This window comes from Collinsella aerofaciens, from assembly GCF_901212495.1.
Classification (GTDB): Bacteria; Actinomycetota; Coriobacteriia; order Coriobacteriales; family Coriobacteriaceae; genus Collinsella; species Collinsella aerofaciens_H.
Genome location: NZ_CAAKNY010000068.1, coordinates 159983 through 178661 on the forward strand (window position 1 = coordinate 159983; position 18679 = coordinate 178661).

The 18679-nt window shown below is 45.1% G+C and carries 15 protein-coding genes; 4 read left to right on the plus strand and 11 right to left on the minus strand.

The features are described 5' to 3' along the window. Positions 1-6 precede the first annotated feature (6 nt). Positions 7-852: an ABC transporter permease gene (locus tag SFLMC1_RS08305; protein ID WP_226814286.1), complete on the minus strand. Its 846-nt coding sequence runs from the start codon at positions 850-852 to the stop codon at positions 7-9. 160 nt (positions 853-1012) lie between these two features. On the opposite strand from SFLMC1_RS08305, the gene SFLMC1_RS08310 reads away from it, so the two are divergent. Then, positions 1013-1942: a glycosyltransferase family 2 protein gene (locus tag SFLMC1_RS08310; RefSeq protein ID WP_152074564.1), complete on the plus strand. Its 930-nt coding sequence runs from the start codon at positions 1013-1015 to the stop codon at positions 1940-1942. Between the two features lie 31 nt (positions 1943-1973). Here SFLMC1_RS08310 and SFLMC1_RS08315 read toward each other — a convergent pair whose 3' ends face one another. The 5 genes from SFLMC1_RS08315 to SFLMC1_RS08335 all read right to left on the minus strand — a co-directional run bounded on the left by SFLMC1_RS08315 (position 1974) and on the right by SFLMC1_RS08335 (position 9141). Then, positions 1974-3815 carry a glycosyltransferase gene (locus tag SFLMC1_RS08315; RefSeq protein WP_152074563.1) on the minus strand — a complete coding sequence of 614 codons (1842 nt, stop codon included), beginning with the start codon at positions 3813-3815 and terminating at the stop codon, positions 1974-1976. Between the two features lie 203 nt (positions 3816-4018). Continuing rightward, the gene (locus SFLMC1_RS08320) at positions 4019-5899 is read right to left on the minus strand and encodes a glycosyltransferase (protein WP_152074562.1); all 1881 of its coding nucleotides are present in this window, start codon (positions 5897-5899) and stop codon (positions 4019-4021) included. 21 nt (positions 5900-5920) lie between these two features. Further along, on the minus strand, positions 5921-7957 hold the full coding sequence (locus SFLMC1_RS08325; protein WP_152074561.1) for a DUF6541 family protein: 2037 nt from the start codon (positions 7955-7957) through the stop codon (positions 5921-5923). Between the two features lie 152 nt (positions 7958-8109). Continuing rightward, positions 8110-8442: a DUF2304 domain-containing protein gene (locus SFLMC1_RS08330; RefSeq protein ID WP_152074560.1), complete on the minus strand. Its 333-nt coding sequence runs from the start codon at positions 8440-8442 to the stop codon at positions 8110-8112. 6 nt (positions 8443-8448) lie between these two features. Beyond that, positions 8449-9141 carry a glycosyltransferase family 2 protein gene (locus tag SFLMC1_RS08335; protein WP_152074559.1) on the minus strand — a complete coding sequence of 231 codons (693 nt, stop codon included), beginning with the start codon at positions 9139-9141 and terminating at the stop codon, positions 8449-8451. A gap of 186 nt (positions 9142-9327) precedes the next feature. On the opposite strand from SFLMC1_RS08335, the gene SFLMC1_RS08340 reads away from it, so the two are divergent. After that, a complete protein-coding gene (locus tag SFLMC1_RS08340) occupies positions 9328-10305 on the plus strand; it encodes a glycosyltransferase family 2 protein (protein ID WP_152074558.1) in 978 nt (325 codons plus the stop codon). Between the two features lie 40 nt (positions 10306-10345). Next, positions 10346-11503 carry a glycosyltransferase family 4 protein gene (locus SFLMC1_RS08345; RefSeq protein WP_152074557.1) on the plus strand — a complete coding sequence of 386 codons (1158 nt, stop codon included), beginning with the start codon at positions 10346-10348 and terminating at the stop codon, positions 11501-11503. Positions 11504-11570: 67 nt separating this feature from the next. On the opposite strand, the gene rfbB is transcribed toward SFLMC1_RS08345, so the two are convergent. The 3 genes from rfbB to SFLMC1_RS08360 form a co-directional block, all read right to left on the minus strand. Further along, entirely contained in the window at positions 11571-12575 is a 1005-nt protein-coding gene (gene rfbB, locus SFLMC1_RS08350) for a dTDP-glucose 4,6-dehydratase (RefSeq protein WP_152074556.1), read from the minus strand. A gap of 77 nt (positions 12576-12652) precedes the next feature. After that, on the minus strand, positions 12653-13759 hold the full coding sequence (wecB, locus tag SFLMC1_RS08355; protein ID WP_152074555.1) for a non-hydrolyzing UDP-N-acetylglucosamine 2-epimerase: 1107 nt from the start codon (positions 13757-13759) through the stop codon (positions 12653-12655). 143 nt (positions 13760-13902) lie between these two features. Beyond that, the gene (locus SFLMC1_RS08360) at positions 13903-15426 is read right to left on the minus strand and encodes an oligosaccharide flippase family protein (RefSeq protein ID WP_187323916.1); all 1524 of its coding nucleotides are present in this window, start codon (positions 15424-15426) and stop codon (positions 13903-13905) included. Positions 15427-15488: 62 nt separating this feature from the next. Between SFLMC1_RS08360 and SFLMC1_RS08365 the strand changes: the two genes are divergently transcribed. Then, positions 15489-16352 (plus strand): glycosyltransferase family 2 protein, encoded by an 864-nt coding sequence (locus SFLMC1_RS08365; protein ID WP_187323917.1) that lies wholly within the window; start codon positions 15489-15491, stop codon positions 16350-16352. 34 nt (positions 16353-16386) lie between these two features. Here the strand turns inward: SFLMC1_RS08365 and SFLMC1_RS08370 are convergent, their stop codons facing one another. Next, positions 16387-17190, minus strand: coding sequence for a glycosyltransferase family 32 protein (locus tag SFLMC1_RS08370; RefSeq protein WP_187323918.1), 804 nt, complete (start codon positions 17188-17190; stop codon positions 16387-16389). A 30-nt stretch (positions 17191-17220) separates the two neighbouring features. Further along, the coding region (locus SFLMC1_RS08375) for a hypothetical protein (RefSeq protein ID WP_222838058.1) at positions 17221-18679 on the minus strand (1459 nt) is incomplete at its 5' end.

Genomic DNA, 18679 nt, shown 5'->3' on the forward strand with positions numbered 1-18679 from the left:
CACTCCTTAGATGTAGAGAATAAACTTATGCTCGGTCTTATGGAACACGGTATAGCCAATAGCAAGGGCAAGAATAGCCCAAGCAACACACAAGCCAAAGGTAAGCGCGGAGGGCACCGTATTGAACAGGAAAATATCACGCATAAACTGCAGGTAGTTGTACATGGGATTCACCACAACAAGCACCTGAATCCAACGAGACATTTGAGCAATAAAATCAGTCGTCCAGAATATAGGCGTCAGATACATCCAGGCTGTGATGACAACAGTCCACAGATGCATAATGTCGCGGAAAAAGACCGCCAGTGCCGACAGCATCATGCCTAAGCCCATGCAAAAGCACATAAGCAACAGCAAGCAAACCGGCAGCAGAATTAAATGCCAGGTGGGCATAACATGGAACCAAAGCATGACCAAAGCGACGGCAACCAAAGAGAAAGCAAAGTTAACAAGCGAAAACAATACCTTCTGCACTGGGAATACCCAGCGATGCACTTTAACCTTTTTCAACAAAGAGGAGGCCCATATGATGGACATCAGCGCCTGATTCGTTGACTCGGACATGACGGAGAACGTCACGTTACCGACAATCAAGTACAACGGATACATCTCAGGCGTAATGGAGCCATTACGACCTTGAGCAAAAATCGTCGAAAACACGATCGACATAACAATCATCATCAGCAGCGGGTTAAGCACGGACCATGCCACACCCAGAACGCTGCGACGATATTTGATTTTAAAATCTTTGGTGACAAGCTGCTTAAGAATGAACTTGTCCTTTTCAAAATCATTTTTAGCGTGAGAGGCCGGTTTAGCCACCGCTTTCTGACTCTCTACGTTGTCAGCCACGGACCATCTCCTTGTCTCGTAAAACATAACAGTGGAAAGTATAGCCCTCCCACGTTGACGATAACCCACCGCAACAAATCTGGAAAACTAACCCATATCTAAGTAACAAGGTGAACGATAGGTATACTTTTGACCAGTTAAGTCGTAAGGAAGGCCCCACATGGACTGTTCGAATATCGCCGTCATTATCCCCTGCTACAACGAAGCGCTGACGATTGGCAAAGTTGTCGACGATTTTCATCGAGAGCTACCCGGTGCAGTTGTCTATGTTTACGACAACAACTCGTCCGACGGCACTTCACAAATCGCCAAGCAGCACGGGGCTACGGTGCGCCACGAGTCCAGGCAGGGCAAAGGCAACGTGTGTCGCCAAATGTTCCGAGATATCGATGCCGAGTGTTACTTGATGGTTGACGGCGACGATACGTACCCCGCCGAAGCCGCTAAGTTACTCTGCGAGCCCATCCTTACCGGCGAAGCAGATATGACTGTTGGAGATCGTCTTTCAAACGGCACCTATGCCGAAGAGAATAAACGAGCCTTTCACGGGTTTGGCAACAACCTTGTTCGCGCCATGATCAAGTGGATTTACGGCTACAGCTTTGACGATGTGATGACCGGCTACCGAGCCATGAGCAAGCCTTTCGTCAAAACCTTCCCCGTCTTGAGCGAGGGCTTCCAGATTGAAACCGAGCTCTCAATACACGCCGTCGACCACCGCTGGCGCATTCAAGACGTGCCGGTGGAGTATCGAGATCGACCTGCCGGCTCCGAATCCAAACTCAACACGGTCAGCGACGGCATCAAGGTCATCGCAATGATCGGGACGCTCTTTAAAGACTATCGTCCGCTCAAGTTCTTTACCCTTATAGCGCTCATCTTTGCCATCATAGGCCTTGCCCTCGGAATTCCAATTGTTGCTGAGTACTTCCAAACCGGCTTAGTCCCCCGCTTCCCCACCGCCATACTTGCGGCCTCATTCATGTTCCTGTGTGGGTTGAGCTTGGCAACGGGACTTATCCTCGACTCGGTTGCGAAGGTTGAACGAAAGCAGTGGGAGCTACAAGCCTATAAAACCTATTCAAAATAAGAAGAGGTCCGGACTTAATCCGGACCTCTTCTTATTTAAGACCTAAATACTTTTCCCAGAACTCTCGTGAAGTCATGTACGGCATGGCATCTTTCCATGCCCCCCTGACGCTCTTACCTTCTTTACGGTATCGCGCCATCAGTTCGTGCTCTCGGCGGCGAATGCTCTTGAACCGCGCTCGATCCATCGTGCGAACCGACCCCTTCTCACGGGTCGGATCAAGAAAGACCAGCGTCTTGCAACGCGTCGAGTTGCCCTCAAGCGTACAGCTGCCGTTCTTGACCACATAGCCGGGCTTTCCGCGCAACAGCGCATCGGGAAGATAGTGTTTGTCGTAAGGAATGGATCTCCAGTACTTCATAAACTTTGAAGGATGGAATTCCAGATTAACATTAGCGAGAACTTGCTCCGTAACCCCGGCCTTGCGAAGAAGCTTAGGATCCATTTGGGAAACAGGAATCAGTTTTTCGTTTAACTTACCCTTACCGATCATCGTCGCGGCGCCATCAAGCTTCTGAAGATACTCAGGGCCACGCAGATAATCTTCAAAGCCATCGAGAATAAACTCGGCAGCCTGATAGTCCATATCGCGCAAGTTCTGACGTACCCCTCGCTGAATACGAAGGACAAACATTTTCTCATCAGCACAATCATCGAGAGCAATCATGGCAAAGAAGTTGCGGAAGTACTGGTAGCAATCAACCGAAGCGCGGAAGCGGCCCTCAAAGCTTGCATGCCACACGCAAATGCAATTCATGGTCATGTAGACAGGCTTATTGCGCATGCCAAACTCAACGTCGTCGCAGCGGATGAAGAAGGGCATGGGAAGGCCATTCTTTTCGATAGCCTTCACCGGAATGCAGCTATACCACCAGGCTCCATAAGCCTGGTCAATCTCAACACACGTGCGCTCGTTTTTGAGAATATCGGACAACCCACCAACATTCAGATCTTCTTTTACACGACGATAGGCACCAGTGGTCGCCACATACGAGACATCCTCGAACTGACGAGTAGGGTCCTCCATTGAGAGCATGGCACCGTTAATAAAGGCATCCTTATACTTGCCTTTAGCAAGAGAGAGGAGATTGAACGTGCGGATCAAACTCTCGGGCATAATAGAGACATCGTCATCCATCAAAATGATGTGAGTGTACTGATCAGGAGTTTCAGTAGCCGCCATCATTCCACGCGCGAATCCTCCCGAACCGCCCGTGTTGGGGTTCGGAAGCACGGTGACCAGATCATCGGAAAGTGATGCAGAATCGAGCGTCTGGCCATTGTCGACGACAAACATGTGGAAGTGGTCGTGGATTGGACCGTCCTCGTTAGAAATGCCAGATTTAACGAGCTCGATATTAGGGAGAATGTACTGTTCATTCTTAAACGTGGTGGTAGAAAGAGCAAGATTGATCGGATTAATTGAGTCCTCAGGAACATCAGTCAGATAAGAGGCGTTCAAAAGGTCTACGGAATTGCCCCCATCACTCTCAATCCTAAAACCGATTAAGTCGTAGCCGACTGTATCAATATCAATATCGAGAACGCAAGGATCAACTCGATCGCCAACAAAAGGATTCGATTTAAGCTCAACAGGATTCAGCTCGCCAGATCTCACCCCATGAACGACAACCCGGCCTCTGCCAAATAAAGCCAAATGCAAGACGACGCTGTCAACAGACGCATATTGGTGCCATTTGCCAGCAGATAAGCCATTCACATACGTCAGAAAGTCAACGTGTCCATTGACATGAAGTGAATGAATGTCGTCATCATATAAGGCATCACCGGAGAGCACGCGATAGTAGAGTTCGGGAAAATCTATTGCATGCTTTTCAACTTTAAGTACAACATTCGCAAGTTTAAACTGCATTTTAGATACCTTAATCAAAGCCGTTATAGCTGCTCATTACATTCGTCGACAAGCTTGTTCATCGCGGAGCGAACATCAGGATCAGATAAAATATCCCAAACCATGGCTTAACCATCCCAACGACAGACAGTGTACGAAAGCTATTTTCTCATATGATACAAAAGAATGAGTGGGCCCCGCTTTGAAACCCACTCACATAAAGACTACTCCGACGCCTCTTTCAAATACTGTTTCCAGAAATCAATCGAAGTAAAGACATCTCTATACGAAGCGTATTCAGCATAAATTTTATCTTTATTACGCTTGAATTCCTTCTCGGCTTTACGAAAACGAGTCCAAACCTCTTTGAATCGCTTCTTATCCATATGTCTAATGGCGCCCTTTTTGTTAGGCATATCTACCACAATAAGCGTGTCAACATCCCTGATTTTACCGGCGGGATAAACCCATCCCGCAGCATCAATAACAGCAACTCTACCGTTACGTTTGGCGAAGTCGTTAACAAAACGGTGGCCATTAATGGTCAGATAATCCTTAAGTGCCTGCAGCCTAGACCTGTCCCCCCCAAGACTCAAATTGCCAGAAGTCAGTTGCGTCAAGTCGACACCCAATTCTAGTGCCTGAGGGATGAGCTGCTCGATGGGAATCAATTGTTCCCTTTCACGATTTGCCGCCATAAAGCGGGATTCAGCGACAGGATGAGAAATCCACTCCGGACCTCTCAAAAAATCTTCAAGACCTTTTACGGCAAGAGCAGCTTCATCGTAATTAAATTTCTTCAAGTCAAGCTCAACTTCACGACGAATCTCATAAAGAAAATCCGAGAGAGGCGCAGCGCCAGTTGTCGCCTGACTGATTAGCGTATTTCGGCTTACCTGATAACGCTCCACGGCAGCACTATACTTAAACTTAAAGGAATTATGCCAAACGCAAATACCATTCATGGACATGAACTTGGGTTTACAACGAAGAGCATACTCAGCATCATCAGAACGAACAAATAAGGGCAAGGGCAACCCCTCACGTTCAATCGTTGCGGTAGGTATAACGCAATACCACCAGCCAGCATACTGTTGGACGGTGTCCTCATAAAGGCTAGTTGGTGCCTTATAAATCTCGGTTTCAACAACATCATGAAGAGAGGTCATATAACCTTCGGGCTTAAGGGGAGAAAAAGTTCCTTTAGCAGTAAAGAACCCCAAATCCTCGGTACGCAAATTGGGTTCTTCCAGACTCATCATAGCGCCCGATAAAAAGGCATCAACGTATTCTTCTTTAAGAAGAGAAAGCAGATTGAAAGATCGAATGAAGCTCTCGGGAAGAACCTCGACATCATCGTCCATCAAGAGAACATGGGTAGCTTTCGGAGACTGCTCTATTGCTTCAATCATGCCACGAGCAAATCCACCGGAACCACCAACATTAGGATTAGGATGAATTGTGACCTGCGGAGAATTAAGGCTGGCACAATCTAAAGATCGACCGTTATCAATAACATGTACATGAAAATGCTTCGAAATCGGTTCGTCAGAATCAATCACGTATTTCTGTAAAAGCGAAAGGTTACGAAGGATGTAATCCTCTTTTTTGAATGTAGTGCTCGCAAGCGCAAGCTCAACTGGGCGAATATCATGCTGATCGCAGACGCAATAATAATATGCCTTGCGAAGTTCGACGGGACCAGTCGTACTGATTCGAAATGAATGAAGCGTCTCCCCATCAATTGGAGTGAGTTCCAGATCAAAGGACTCCCACTCAGCAGTTGAGCGCAACTCAACGACCGGGCAGTCTACTAAAGAGGGAATCCAGCTGTAGCTATTGGCGTAAGTTTGCTGAAGAGCACAAGCAGAACCACGATATTCAAAATGAAGATAAAACCTTTTTGCAATTGTGTACTTCCGCCACTTAGAAATAGAAAGGGAATTAAAGTACGTCGTAAAGTCAATATTTGCAGGTGTCAATATATCTACAGAGCTATTGGAAGCTGGGACCGCATGCCCCTCAAGCGCCCTGTAGCATAGCGACGGATATTGAGACATCACATCAGAATCACTGAATACTAAATTAATGAGCTTAAATTTCATCTAATAACCAACCAAAAATCTCTAGTAAATATCGTCTATCCGATACAGACGATTATCACCCTTCGAAAGAACTACCGTAAAACCGGGAGTGTCATCCCTAATCCTATTGATTCCACGCCAGAGCTTCTCTTTGTAGTACAAATAGTAAGGATGATCCTTATTCCTTCGGCCACCTTGCCCCAATATCAAAACATACTTTGCGTTCGTTTTTTGGACCGCCTGTCTAACTTCAGAATTCACTGAGACTTGATTCAGCTTAGTGCGCACTAATTGACTGTCCCTGGTGTCATTATTTTTTTCACCAACATGGGTCGTGCGATAGTAGACATTTAAGTCGGAAACCGAATTTGCAAAGAAACTACCATCCTCTGGATTATTGAGAATAACGTCCTCTGAATTAACCACCTTCTTTACTTCATTAACAAAATCCTGTTCTTCACCCGAATAAAAATTAGGAGCGGTAAGCGTATATTTATCGACCTGTGCAGCCGACGTATTGCCAAAAGCGGTAGTGATATCAAAATGACCGTATATGTCATAATTAGGCGCATAGATCATTATCGATGCAATTAAAAGTAGAAAAGTAGTGATGGTTCCGGCGGACCAATACTCAAAACAATAGCAGCGTTCAATTCGGTCACAGAGGAATGAGAGTATTCGATGACAACCTAAAACTGTCAAGGGCATCGATGCCAGCACGCAAATAGCCGCGACGCGATTACCATCTGTATACCAAAATCCTGACAACACCGACTTTAGCGGCCAATCGGTACCTTTAGTAATAACAATGATAATTGCACCGATGATAAACGACGCACATAGCCATCTGTTTCGGTTTTCTCTAAAGGAATATAGAATCCCTACGATAAAGAGCGGAGGAATAAGAAGCTGAGCCATACCTCCGGAAGAAAAAGAGAAATCAAAGCAATTTACAAAAGCTTGGAATAATGTGCCCTCGCTGGACCACCAGAAGCCAACAGTGCCCTGCATAAAAGGCAGCTTATACATGAAGACCCATATGACAGCGACGCCTAAACAAAAGAAGCACATGATGCAGTTTCTTTTTTTGTCCGGATATTTTGAAGCTGCACAATATAAATAGGATGCAATAAAAGGACAGATAAACACACCGAAGGTAAAGACTGCTGAGGGATGAACAAATGCAACCCCAAGAATCCCTAAACACATCAAGAAGGCAATGGGAGTATCGCTTTTAGCGCTACCGAATGAGGCCAACCAAGTTATTAGCGCAGAAGCCAATGCCGGAACGAAAAAGCATGAGATAACATATGGGAAGAGAGGTCCATTGCATGTAACCAATTTCCAGGGAAAAGCAGAAAAGGCAAGGGTAAACAACGATCCCAGGCGCACAACTGAGTCATCATCGGAGTAAAGAGTTCGCATGAAAGCCAAGATACACATGGGAAAGCACACAGACATCAAGGCGACGAACGAAGAAGTCTCAGCGATAGCTGAACTTTTTGAAGTTAATCCACCGGCAACGGCAGCAAGGATATGCCAACCGGAAGGATAAAAGGCTCCGGAACCAATAATGCCAGTACAAGATGCCACGCCATTTGGAAGTAGTGTATAGATATTTGCAAACTGCGTATAGTCCCCAGAGACCATGAAATAGTGAATCAGATTTAGGTGGGTAACATTATCATGCGCTTGGTCAAAGCTAAAAGCACTGTCCATATTCTTGACAAAGAAAAGAAAGGTTAGGACTGATGCGACAAAGACATACAGCGCGATAAAATCTAGGTCCTGCTTTGAGATGGAATTGTTAAACTGCCTTGAAAAAAACTGAGAAATTACAAATAAACAAAGACAAATGGCAAGGTTAATGATAAAGAAGAAAAGAGAATCGATAGAGAAACCCGCAATAGAGAGTGCTAACCCCGTCACCGAGAAAAGGGCAAAGCTTAATGCAGGGGCAATGGCAATCTGAAGAAGGTCGATCTTTGAGCGAATTGCGCCGGCGAGCAGCATTCCGGGAAGATAAAGAATGCAAAGGAACGCAATTGCATTACAGAAAAATAAAAACCAACCGTACATAGATAATCCCAATCAAAATATAGAAAGAGCAACTCTTACCGATAGAAAAGCAGCAATCAATAACGATTTAAAAAAGCAACGACTTTCCATTCGTAAGTAACAAGAAGCAGTTCACACAAAGAAATTATTAACGCACAAGGGCACGTACACAATTATTCTTCAGATTTTCCAAGGGCAATGGACTGCGCTAAGCCATTAATACGTTCCTCTTGTTTTGAGATGCGAAGCGAGTTGGAAAAATCTCTCATCACAAGGACAGCAATTACGTAAAGAAAAACAAAATTTGATGCCGACATAAAACCAAGCTCAGAAGAAATAAATAATGCGATTTCGGGAAAAACGCCGAGTAAAACAAAGCTCAGGCTAAACATTAACCAAAACAGAGAATCGAGGACCTGCATCTGCGATTTCTTGAGCTTACGAAGTACGAAATTGAAAACAAAGGCAGCAAAAATGATGAGCAACACGCGCAGCGTCATAGACATAATGAATCACCTAAACCACTGAACAATAAGAAGAGTCGCAAATACTCTAACCATATATTGAGCCGATCGAATTGGATTTAAGTAGCTCTCGCCACCTTGGCGTTCACGCATTGAAACCTGAACTTCAGAGACCGAGTAACCTTGCCTTAAAAACAAAGCAATTGATTCGGGCTCGGGATTGAGACTGTTATCGAAATAGTATCTTTTAAGCACGGGAAGGCTAAACAGCCTGAAACCAGATGTTGGATCACTAACACGACGACCTGTGAGCATCTTGATCAACACGGTAATCATACGCGAACCTACCATGCGCATCGATTTGTCTTTGCGAACAGTCAGAAATCTCGAGCCGATAACGATGTCAGAACCGGTATTTTCCGCCTTCTCAACAAGCGCAGTCAGATACTCTGGGCGATGTTGCCCGTCGGCATCAAACTGAATCATATAGTCATAACCATGATCGACAGCATAGCGAGCAGCAGTTTGAAAGCCAACTGTAAGGCCGCAATTGATAGGCATGGTAATGACCTTGCAGTCCAATGAATCACAAATCTCGCCTGTTCGATCCTGGGAGCCGTCATTGATAATAATGAAGTCAAACTCTGGCGCAATCGAGCGGAGCTCATTCACCGTGCCTTCAATGCACTCCTCTTCGTTATATGCAGGAATTGCAACAAGGACATTCGATTTAGACGACAATCGAGCACCATTCTCTCGTGGTAAATCAGTAGAACCTAAACAACCATTCAATATATCTTATGAGTAGCTGAACCATACGCTTATTATATATTCACTCATATCGCATTGGCATATACGATAAGAAACAAACGGGCAGGCCCCTGCTCATACACCAATCATCCTTTACCGTTGAGACAAGGAATTCAAATGAAAGCGACAGTTATCGTCCCAGTCTATAACGTTGAAAAGTACCTCAGTCGCTGTCTCGACAGTCTCATTAACCAAACCGTCTCTAATTATGAAATTCTCTGTGTCAATGACTGCAGTCCCGATAATAGCGATCTCATTCTCTCGGAATACCAAGAGAAATACCCCTCAAGAATTCGAGTTCTAAATAATGAGTGCAATTTAGGTCTTGGACGAACAAGGGAAAGAGCCCTCAAGCATGTTTGTAGTGAATATATCTTCTTTGTAGATAGCGACGACTATGTCGCTCCCGATTATATCGAAACTTATCTTCAAGCAGCCGAAGATGGCGACTACGACATCATCGCAGGAGGTTTCATAAGGGATATTGATGGCAAGCTGAAAAGGCATCGCATATCAAACAGCGTATGGAGTACGACAACTTATGCAATTGCATGCGCAAAACTCTTTAAAAAGTCCTTTATCGAAGAAAACAAACTGGGCTTTACCGGTGTCCCTTGCGGTGAGGATATCTACTTTAGCCTCTGCGCCTTTTACCGCAACGCAAAAGTGAAAATCATTCCATACGAGGGCTATTATTACTATTTCAATCGCCAATCCATCACCGGTTCAATGAACTATAAAAAAAATCATGAGCAAATCATGGCGGAAATGTTTGATCTTTTCCTTCAGAGCCACGATCTCTCAAAACTTCCGAAAAGCAGATTCGATGTTATTGAATACACCTATTTAGCAAACATGATCAATGCCTTGGTTGTTTTTAATAGGGGTTGCGGACCAAAGCTAATGAAAGCAAAGTATGATTTTGTATTTTCACATGCACGAGAGAATTTCCCGAACTATCTAAAAAATCCTCACATAGGAATTCTAAAACCAAAAGGCCAGACATTTAAAATTCGCCTAGGTGTAGGGGTGATGCTGGGATTGCAGAAGTTACACCTTGACTGGCCTGCATACTACATTATTTCTAAGCTGTAATTCCCCTAATAGCACCAGCCACTTAACACAAAGGATAACTATGCGACGAATATTAATTGTCAGCGCATACTACTCCCCTCACATGGGAGGAGTAGAGAGGTACACTGAAAATCTCGGCAAAAAATTAACTGAGCTTGGCAACGAAGTTGTTATACTCACTTCTTCAAATTCTGAGCGGAGTTACGGAATCACTAGTGACAACGGCATCACTTTAATCGAGGTGCCCTCGTTGTCTCTAATGAATGACAGATTTCCTGTTATCAAACCTATACCAAGCACGTACAGGATTTTTAATCAGATAATGGAACTGTCCATTAGCGACATCATTATCAACACCCGCTATTATCCAATCTGTCTCCTTGCATGCAGGATTGCTGTAAAGAAGCACATACGGCCGGTTTTGATTGACCATAGCTCCGGATACTTGTCCACAGAAAAAAGTCCAATGGGTTATCTCATGCGATTGTATGAAGGACTGTCAACAAAAATCATTTCAAGAAGCAAACCGGTTGCATGTGCAGTTTCGAATCGAAGTTTACAGTGGATAAAAAGCTTGGGGTTTTCACCCCATTCCGTAATACCCAACTCGATTGATGCTGCCGCATATTGCTCATCTGCATCAAAAAGAAACTGGAATTCTGAACTTAGTATATCTCCTGACGCATTTGTCGTCGCATATGCCGGTCGCCTGATTGAGGAAAAGGGCGTTATGAAGGCAATAGAAGCAATTGACGGCATTCATGACAAAAACATTCATTTGATCATTGCGGGCAGTGGCCCATTAAATACAGCGGTCTCCAACGCGCAAAATGGAAGAATCCATTTTGTCGGAAGATTAAATGAATCTGATATGTCATCCTTGCTACGCTATGCTAGCTGTTTTCTAATGCCTAGCGAATATCCAGAGGGCATGCCAACCGTTCTTCTTGAAGCCGCAGCTCAAAAATGCGCAATCGTGGTTAGTAATTGCGCAGGCGCATCCGATATCATCCCTGAAAGCAATTTCGGTACAGTTTTGCAAGACTGCGCAATCGACTCTATTCAAAAAGCTGTCCTAGTATATTTCGAAAACCCAGATTTACTTTTTGAGCACTCTCAAAATGTTCACGATCTAGTATGTTCGCGATTCACATGGAGTCAGACTGCCTGGAATCTATGCACGAATGTCCTAGACACGCCATCTGCCAACAGTAATTAAGGGCAACAGGCGGCTATTTAATCCCCCGCTGCCCTCCACCATCAAAGCCATGATTCTTTAAGGCCCGCTACTGCCCCTGTGCCCTGTAGCGGGCCTCGGTGGCCTCCTTGGCCGGGCGCCACCAGGACTCGTTGGCGACGTACCACTCGATGGTGGCCTTGAGGCCCTCCGCGAAGTCGGTGTGGGCCGGCCTCCAGCCGAGCTCGCGCCGGAGCTTCGTGCTGTCGATGGCGTAGCGGCGATCGTGGCCGGGGCGGTCGGCGACCCAGTCGAAGTCCTCGGGGTCGCGCCCCATGGCCTCGAGGATCATGCGCAGGACGGTGATGTTGTCCTTCTCGCCATTGGCGCCGATGAGGTAGGTCTCCCCCATGCGGCCCTTCGTGAGGATGTCCCAGACGGCCGAGGAGTGGTCCTCGGTGTGGATCCAGTCGCGGACGTTCTCGCCGCGGCCGTAGAGCTTGGGGCGGACGCCGTCGACGACGTTGGTGATCTGCCTGGGGATGAACTTCTCCACGTGCTGGTAGGGGCCGTAGTTGTTGGAGCAGTTGGAGATCGTGGTGCGCAGGCCGTAGGTGCGGGCCCAGGCGCGCACGAGCATGTCGGAGCTCGCCTTGGTGCTCGAGTACGGGCTGCTCGGGTGATACGGCGTCTCCTCGGTGAACTTCGCCGGGTCGTCGAGCGCCAGGTCGCCGTAGACCTCGTCGGTGGAGACGTGGTGGTAGCGGATGCCGTACTTCCTCACGGCATCCAGCAGGCGGAAGGTGCCCTCCACGTTGGTGCGCAGGAAGGGCTCCGGGTCGGCGATGGAGTTGTCGTTGTGGCTCTCGGCGGCGTAGTGCACGATGGCGTCGTGGCCCGGGACGATGCGGTCCAGCAGCTCCGCGTCGCAGATGTCGCCCACGACGAGCTCCACGCGGTCGGCGGGCAGACCGGCGATGTTCTCGGGGTTGCCGGCGTAGGTCAGCTTGTCCAGGACGGTGACGTGGACGCCCGGGTGGTTGTTCACGACGTAGTGCACGAAGTTGCTGCCGATGAAGCCGCAGCCGCCCGTGACGATGATGTTCTTAATCATGGAATCTGCATTATTCAACACATATCACTTTGAACCAGCCCACATCAAACGATTACTCGAAATCATTTCATAATTAATCAACGATTTTCCAGCACATTCGCAATATACTCACTCGCATGACCATCACCGTAGGGGTTAGACGCATTGCTCATTGCCGCATATTCTGTTTCATCAGAAAGCAGGCGACTAAACTCGCGATAGATGACATCTTCCTTTGTTCCAACAAGTTTTAAAGTTCCGGCCTCTATGCCCTCAGGACGCTCAGTGGTGTCTCGCATGACAAGAACGGGCTTGCCAAGACCAGGCGCTTCTTCCTGAATACCGCCAGAATCGGTAAGGATAAGATAACTTGCCGCCATGAAGTTATGAAAATCAAGCACTTCAAGCGGATCAATAATATGGAGTCTTTCAAAACCATCGAGCTCTTCGTGTGCGGCCTTACGCACAAGAGGATTCATATGAATCGGATAGATTGCCTTAGTATCTGGATGCTCTTCCATCACACGACGTATTGCGCGAAACATCCTATGCATGGGTTCGCCCAGATTCTCACGACGGTGTGCGGTAATTAGTATTAGACGAGATCCATTCGCCCAATCTAGTTCGGGATGGGAATATGTACCGCAGACAGTCGTTCTCAGGGCATCAATACCAGTATTACCTGTGACCCAAATCTTTTGCGTCGACTTCCCTTCATCAATCAGATTCTGCTTACTCTTCTCCGTAGGCGCAAAGTAATATTCACTTATGATGTCAACTGCCTGTCGATTAAATTCCTCAGGCCAAGGACTATAGATATCATGCGTACGAAGACCAGCTTCTACATGTCCGATAGGAATCTGCAAGTAGAAACAAGCAAGCGCGGCAGCAAAACTAGTAGAAGTATCTCCGTGAACAAGCACGACATCAGGTTTTTCATTCTCAAGAATAGCCTTAAGTCTCAATAAGACATCACTTGTCACATCAAACAGAGTCTGCCCCGGCCTCATAATAGCAAGGTCATAATCCGGCTTGACATTGAAAACGCGCAGGACCTGATCAAGCATCTCACGATGCTGCCCCGTAACAACGACGGTAGTGTCAAATTTGTCGAAACGACGCTTAAGCTCATTAACAAGTGGGCACATCTTGATCGCCTCGGGGCGCGTTCCAAAAACTAGCAGAACCTTTTTTTTACGTATCATTTATTTCCCCTGTCTAACTCGATCAATAGCAATGACACCCAAATCAAACTGTAACAGTGCCCCGATCCAACGAATCTGTTTGACCGTCTTGATCGGATTCACAGTAAATGAATTCACGAAATAATCCTTAGCGCTTAGAAAAACTAAATATTACGAATAAGTGGGCCCACAAATCTTCTAGCAAACTCTCTCTCATAGGCATCAAAGCAAAAATTAATAGAAGCCACCGCATAAAGAAGTGAATAGATCAATCCTCCAGTAACCAGTGCTGACCAACCATGCCAATCAAAATAGGTCCAAATAGCATTAAACCCAAAAGAGGTAATTAGAAGAGGGACTAAAATTGATAGAATATTCTTCCAAAACTGAAGAATGTCCATATCTAACTTTCTTGCATAATACAAGTTCATAATAAGGCCATTTCCTATGGCAATTGAAACAGCTGTTGATATGGCTGAACCTGTTACCCCGAACAACCTGCATAGAAATATAGAAATAAATACGTTAATTACAGCAATTGCAGCATTCATGTAGCCTCGAAATTGGTATACATCCTTGACCTGCATAATTGTAAGACCCAAATTTTGAATGATATCAACTGTAAATGGCACCATAACTATCATGGCAACCCAATAAGCATCAGCAAACTCGTGCCCCGCCCAGAGGGTAATAAAATCCTGACCAAAAATCGCAAAACCGCTGAGAACAAGAAATGCAACATAAAAGGAAATTCTTCCAACTTTGATGAAAAGCCGAGAAAGATCAGCGGCAGAATCAACCGAATGAAGCACAATATCAGTAACCTTTGGAAGAAATACAGTAGATATAGATGTTCCTAAAACCATGTAAACAGAGTAAATTTGTGCACCTATCGCAAATACAGCAATTAAGTCGGCACCATAAAAATATCCTAGAATTAGTTGACCTGATTTCCAGAAAACTTGATCGGAAAAGGCAACCAATATTACCGCCGAAGAAAACAGCAGCATCTCCTTAGCGAGCTTCCAATCCATCCCGTGAAAAGTGAACTTTGCCTTCAAAACATTAGATACGAATATGCGCTGGATTAGAGCACAGAGAAGATTTGTAAGAAAAGTCATGCAAGTAACCAGCAACGCGGAGGGCCAGAGCCGCATGAACACGACCACGAGCAGGGGCTGAAGAATTGCAGTAATCAATTGAGACAGACGCAGAAAAACAAAATTCTCATGAGCGGTGATAACCGCAATACTAATGATGTTATTCATAACCACAACCATATCTGCGGCCAAAACAACAAACATTAATGACATTTCGTAGAGCTGAGCCGTGCTAAACGAATTCGAGTATGAATAGACGACAATTATCCCCACAAATAGTATTACAACAACCGCAACGAAGGAGATAATCCAAAACAGTCTTTTCGCAATTGCAAGAGTGTTTTCCATCAATTCAGAATCGTCCTGAAGATATGCCTTGCTATAAAACTTAGTCACGCTCGAAGCAAGAACGGTATTGATTACCGTAAGATAAGCCATAATTGAGCCAACAAATTGGTATAGACCGTATTCTGCTTGGCCGATACCCCTTAATAAGATGGGAACATATAGCAACTGAACAAGAATCTGAACAATTGAATAGGCATAAGATATAATTACGCCTGCTTTTCTACTGGATTCAATCTTCACACGGGAACCTTTCAAACTCATATTTGAGATACGTAAATCTGAATTAACAAAGAGGCATAGAAGTGAAACAGCTTTGTATTTTTACACCTACATATAATAGAGAACATACCTTGAAGCGATTGTACGAAAGCTTGAAAAAACAAACTGACTCTCGTTTTTATTGGCTTGTAGTCGATGATGGCTCGACGGATGGAACACAGAGCTTATTTGATTCATTTGCAAAGGAATCAGCTATCGAAATCGAATATATAAAGGTAGCGAATGGCGGAAAACAACGAGCCTGCAATTTAGCTGCAGAAAAATGCACTTCAGAACTGTTCATGTGTGTTGATTCCGACGATTACCTCACGCATGATGCGGTCCACTTCATATTAACGGCGTGGAAAAATGCAGGTGATGCCATTGGAATTGCTACGCCCAGGTCCGCTCGTAACAATCAATTTCCCAGTAACACCACTGCGAAGCTATCATCCCTCTACAGCCAATATGGTTATAAAGGGGAGACTTGCATTGCAACGTTAACGAGCGTTATCAGATCACATCCCTTTTTTATAGCCGAAGGAGAGAGCTTCATTCCTGAAGTATTTCAGTTTGATCAAATTGACCACGAGTATTGCCACCTGCTATGCAACCGGGAAATATGCAAAGGGGAATACTTAACAGACGGTTATACAGCCAACTATAAACGCTTATTGTTAAATAATCCACGAAGCTATGCCGTATATAAAAAACAATGCATAGAATACAGTAACACACTCATGCAGAGATTCAAGGAGACCATTCTTTATCTAATATGGTCGAAGATTGCCGGAGACAGCATCCTTTTTTCATTTAAAAAAGCAAAGTCCGTTGGCGCCATTTCTCCGGCAATACCATTTGCCGCAGTATTAGAACCATTGTTTAAGAAATACATGAATAGAGTCTAATCATTGATTAGACTCTATTCTAAGACCATTCAAATTAATTCCGGTTTGCAAAAAAGGCTTTCAATGCTGAAGTCAACGGCCTGAAGTCATTTGTTTTAAATCCATACTGGAGCCGTACTATTAATCCAGCCAGCATTGGGTTGACCCAAGAATGACGGGTGAGGAAACGACGCCTTTCTTTGAGCAAACCCCGCTCAACCTCATCGATCCAAGACCCGTTAAAATGGTGTATGGTAACAGAATTTTCAGTAAGATGAATATCACCAGATTCATGACTCTTGGGACAAAACCAATCGCTTGGGTACAGCGTGAATCCATCAACTGTCTGCATTGTATTATCAAGCTTTAGTCCGAGGGCCTTACAAGCTTTTGTAATCACTACAACATTTGTCGTTAGGTCGTATGATCCATCGCTTTTAATAAAAGAACGCACATCGTAATCATTCAATAGCTTCCGGAATAACGGGAATCCTTTTTCACAAGCCATAATTCCAGTTGGCACAGAAGCGTCCGATTCGAAACCTGAAAAAGCACGGTTGGTCAAAAAAGGATCGAGAGACTTAAGGACCTCAACGTCGGTATCCATATAGATACCGCCCTCATTAACGAGAATCCATAGACGGGCATAATCACTGACAAACGCCCATTTCTTAGCTTCATATGCCTGTTTAACATAATTGTTAGAAGATAAATCAAAGTTCGATTCGTCCCAACGCTTTATCTCATAATCTGGGCAAAACTTCTTCCAGGACTCGATGCACGCGACTGCCTCTTCAGGCAAATCGTTATTTCCGAACCAAATATAATGAATCACCTTTGGAATATGGTTTTCGTTCAACTGAGGCTCCAAGAAAATCGATTACTTAGGTTACTTAATCAAAACAACGCTCTGGTTGTATTCACTTTTATTTGCATTGTTAAAGCAGGGACCAATTAAATTGCCCGGAAGAATCTGGTGCCACATCTTATTCTCATAAGGAGTATCACCCCAGAAAAAACCTCTATGACAATCAATTGCCCCATTCGTCTTGAAGAAGATAATATCGCCTTTCTGCGCATAGCCGCTATTCAGCATATCTCGAACAGTTCTAAACTCATACATTTTGCAACCAGAGTCACAAGCATATCCATACCAACGCCAGGCATTAATATAGCCTCCCCCACCAGGCCCGCCGGCCCATGGCGAATGTGCGTTATTCCTGCCTATCGCTGAAACATCCCCACCAACAGCAGCATAAGCATGAGCAACAAATCCAGTGCAGTTCATACCCGTATAGCCGTCCCATCTTGGACTTCCGTTGGGGTAAAGACATGTGTCATATGAGAAGCCGCCGGAATAACGCGTGCCCAGATAATAAGAATCATACTGATGCGAAGTAAGCCATGTAAGCAGGCTGATTCTACTAACCCCAAGAACGGTCGAACTTCCGATTGGATTGTAATAGACCTGCGTAGACTTGGAATGAACCGATCCGTCAGGATAGGTCACATCACAGTACAAAACATAATAGCCCGAACTCAAGCCCAAATCGGAAGGGTTAAAGTAGGCATCATTAGTAGTTGATTTCGCCCTCAGGACGCCCCATTGACTCCAATCCGGTTTCGTCCAGACAAATTTAAATTCAAAATGACCGGATTTCTCCGCATCAAGAGTTCCCATATCCGCGCGAACGCCCCATGAGTTATCTCCATCTGTAGATATAGCTGTAATTCTCGAATAGTCCCAAACACCGACATGAATCCTGCGAGTAGTAACTTTACCGTCAGAGCCGCTCACATCACAATAAATATCATACTCACCGGGTTTATCAGGAGTCCAAGATAGGGAAGCATCAGAACCATTCTGCGCAATGCCCCAATTTGACCAGTTGTTCCTACTCCAAACATATTTATAGTTCAGGAAACGAGTATCCCCTGCGCACTCCGATGTAATGGAAACCTCATCGCCAGGCCTGATAAGTGTATTGGAAACTGACATACCATCATAAGTCCAGTCTTCAGGAGTGAAAAAGCAGTCTTTTTTGCATGTTAGCGTTTGGCCAGTTATAGTATCAATTACATCAACATAAATTGAAATATCGCCCGTTCGCGAAACGATCCAATCTAACGAGGAGACTCCTTCTCCCGAATCTATAACACCCCATTCAGTCCAATTGTTTCTCATCCAAACATACTTATATTTGATGCCTCTATTATTTCGAACAATCAGCCTAGGTGTAATAGTGACCATATCCCCAGCACAAACTAATCCATCAGAGGGCTCAATAGAAATCGATGTGAAATTGGATAAGTTATTATCCACATGCACGGGGAACTTGCGCGTGGTG

Coding starts and splice junctions, on each gene's coding strand:
- SFLMC1_RS08315 (WP_152074563.1), bottom strand. CDS start 3,815: ATGCAGTTTAAACTTGCGAATGTTGTACTTAAAGTTGAAAAGCATGCA.
- SFLMC1_RS08320 (WP_152074562.1), bottom strand. CDS start 5,899: ATGAAATTTAAGCTCATTAATTTAGTATTCAGTGATTCTGATGTGATG.
- wecB (WP_152074555.1), bottom strand. CDS start 13,759: ATGATACGTAAAAAAAAGGTTCTGCTAGTTTTTGGAACGCGCCCCGAG.
- SFLMC1_RS08345 (WP_152074557.1), top strand. CDS start 10,346: ATGCGACGAATATTAATTGTCAGCGCATACTACTCCCCTCACATGGGA.
- SFLMC1_RS08310 (WP_152074564.1), top strand. CDS start 1,013: ATGGACTGTTCGAATATCGCCGTCATTATCCCCTGCTACAACGAAGCG.
- rfbB (WP_152074556.1), bottom strand. CDS start 12,575: ATGATTAAGAACATCATCGTCACGGGCGGCTGCGGCTTCATCGGCAGC.
- SFLMC1_RS08325 (WP_152074561.1), bottom strand. CDS start 7,957: ATGTACGGTTGGTTTTTATTTTTCTGTAATGCAATTGCGTTCCTTTGC.
- SFLMC1_RS08330 (WP_152074560.1), bottom strand. CDS start 8,442: ATGTCTATGACGCTGCGCGTGTTGCTCATCATTTTTGCTGCCTTTGTT.
- SFLMC1_RS08340 (WP_152074558.1), top strand. CDS start 9,328: ATGAAAGCGACAGTTATCGTCCCAGTCTATAACGTTGAAAAGTACCTC.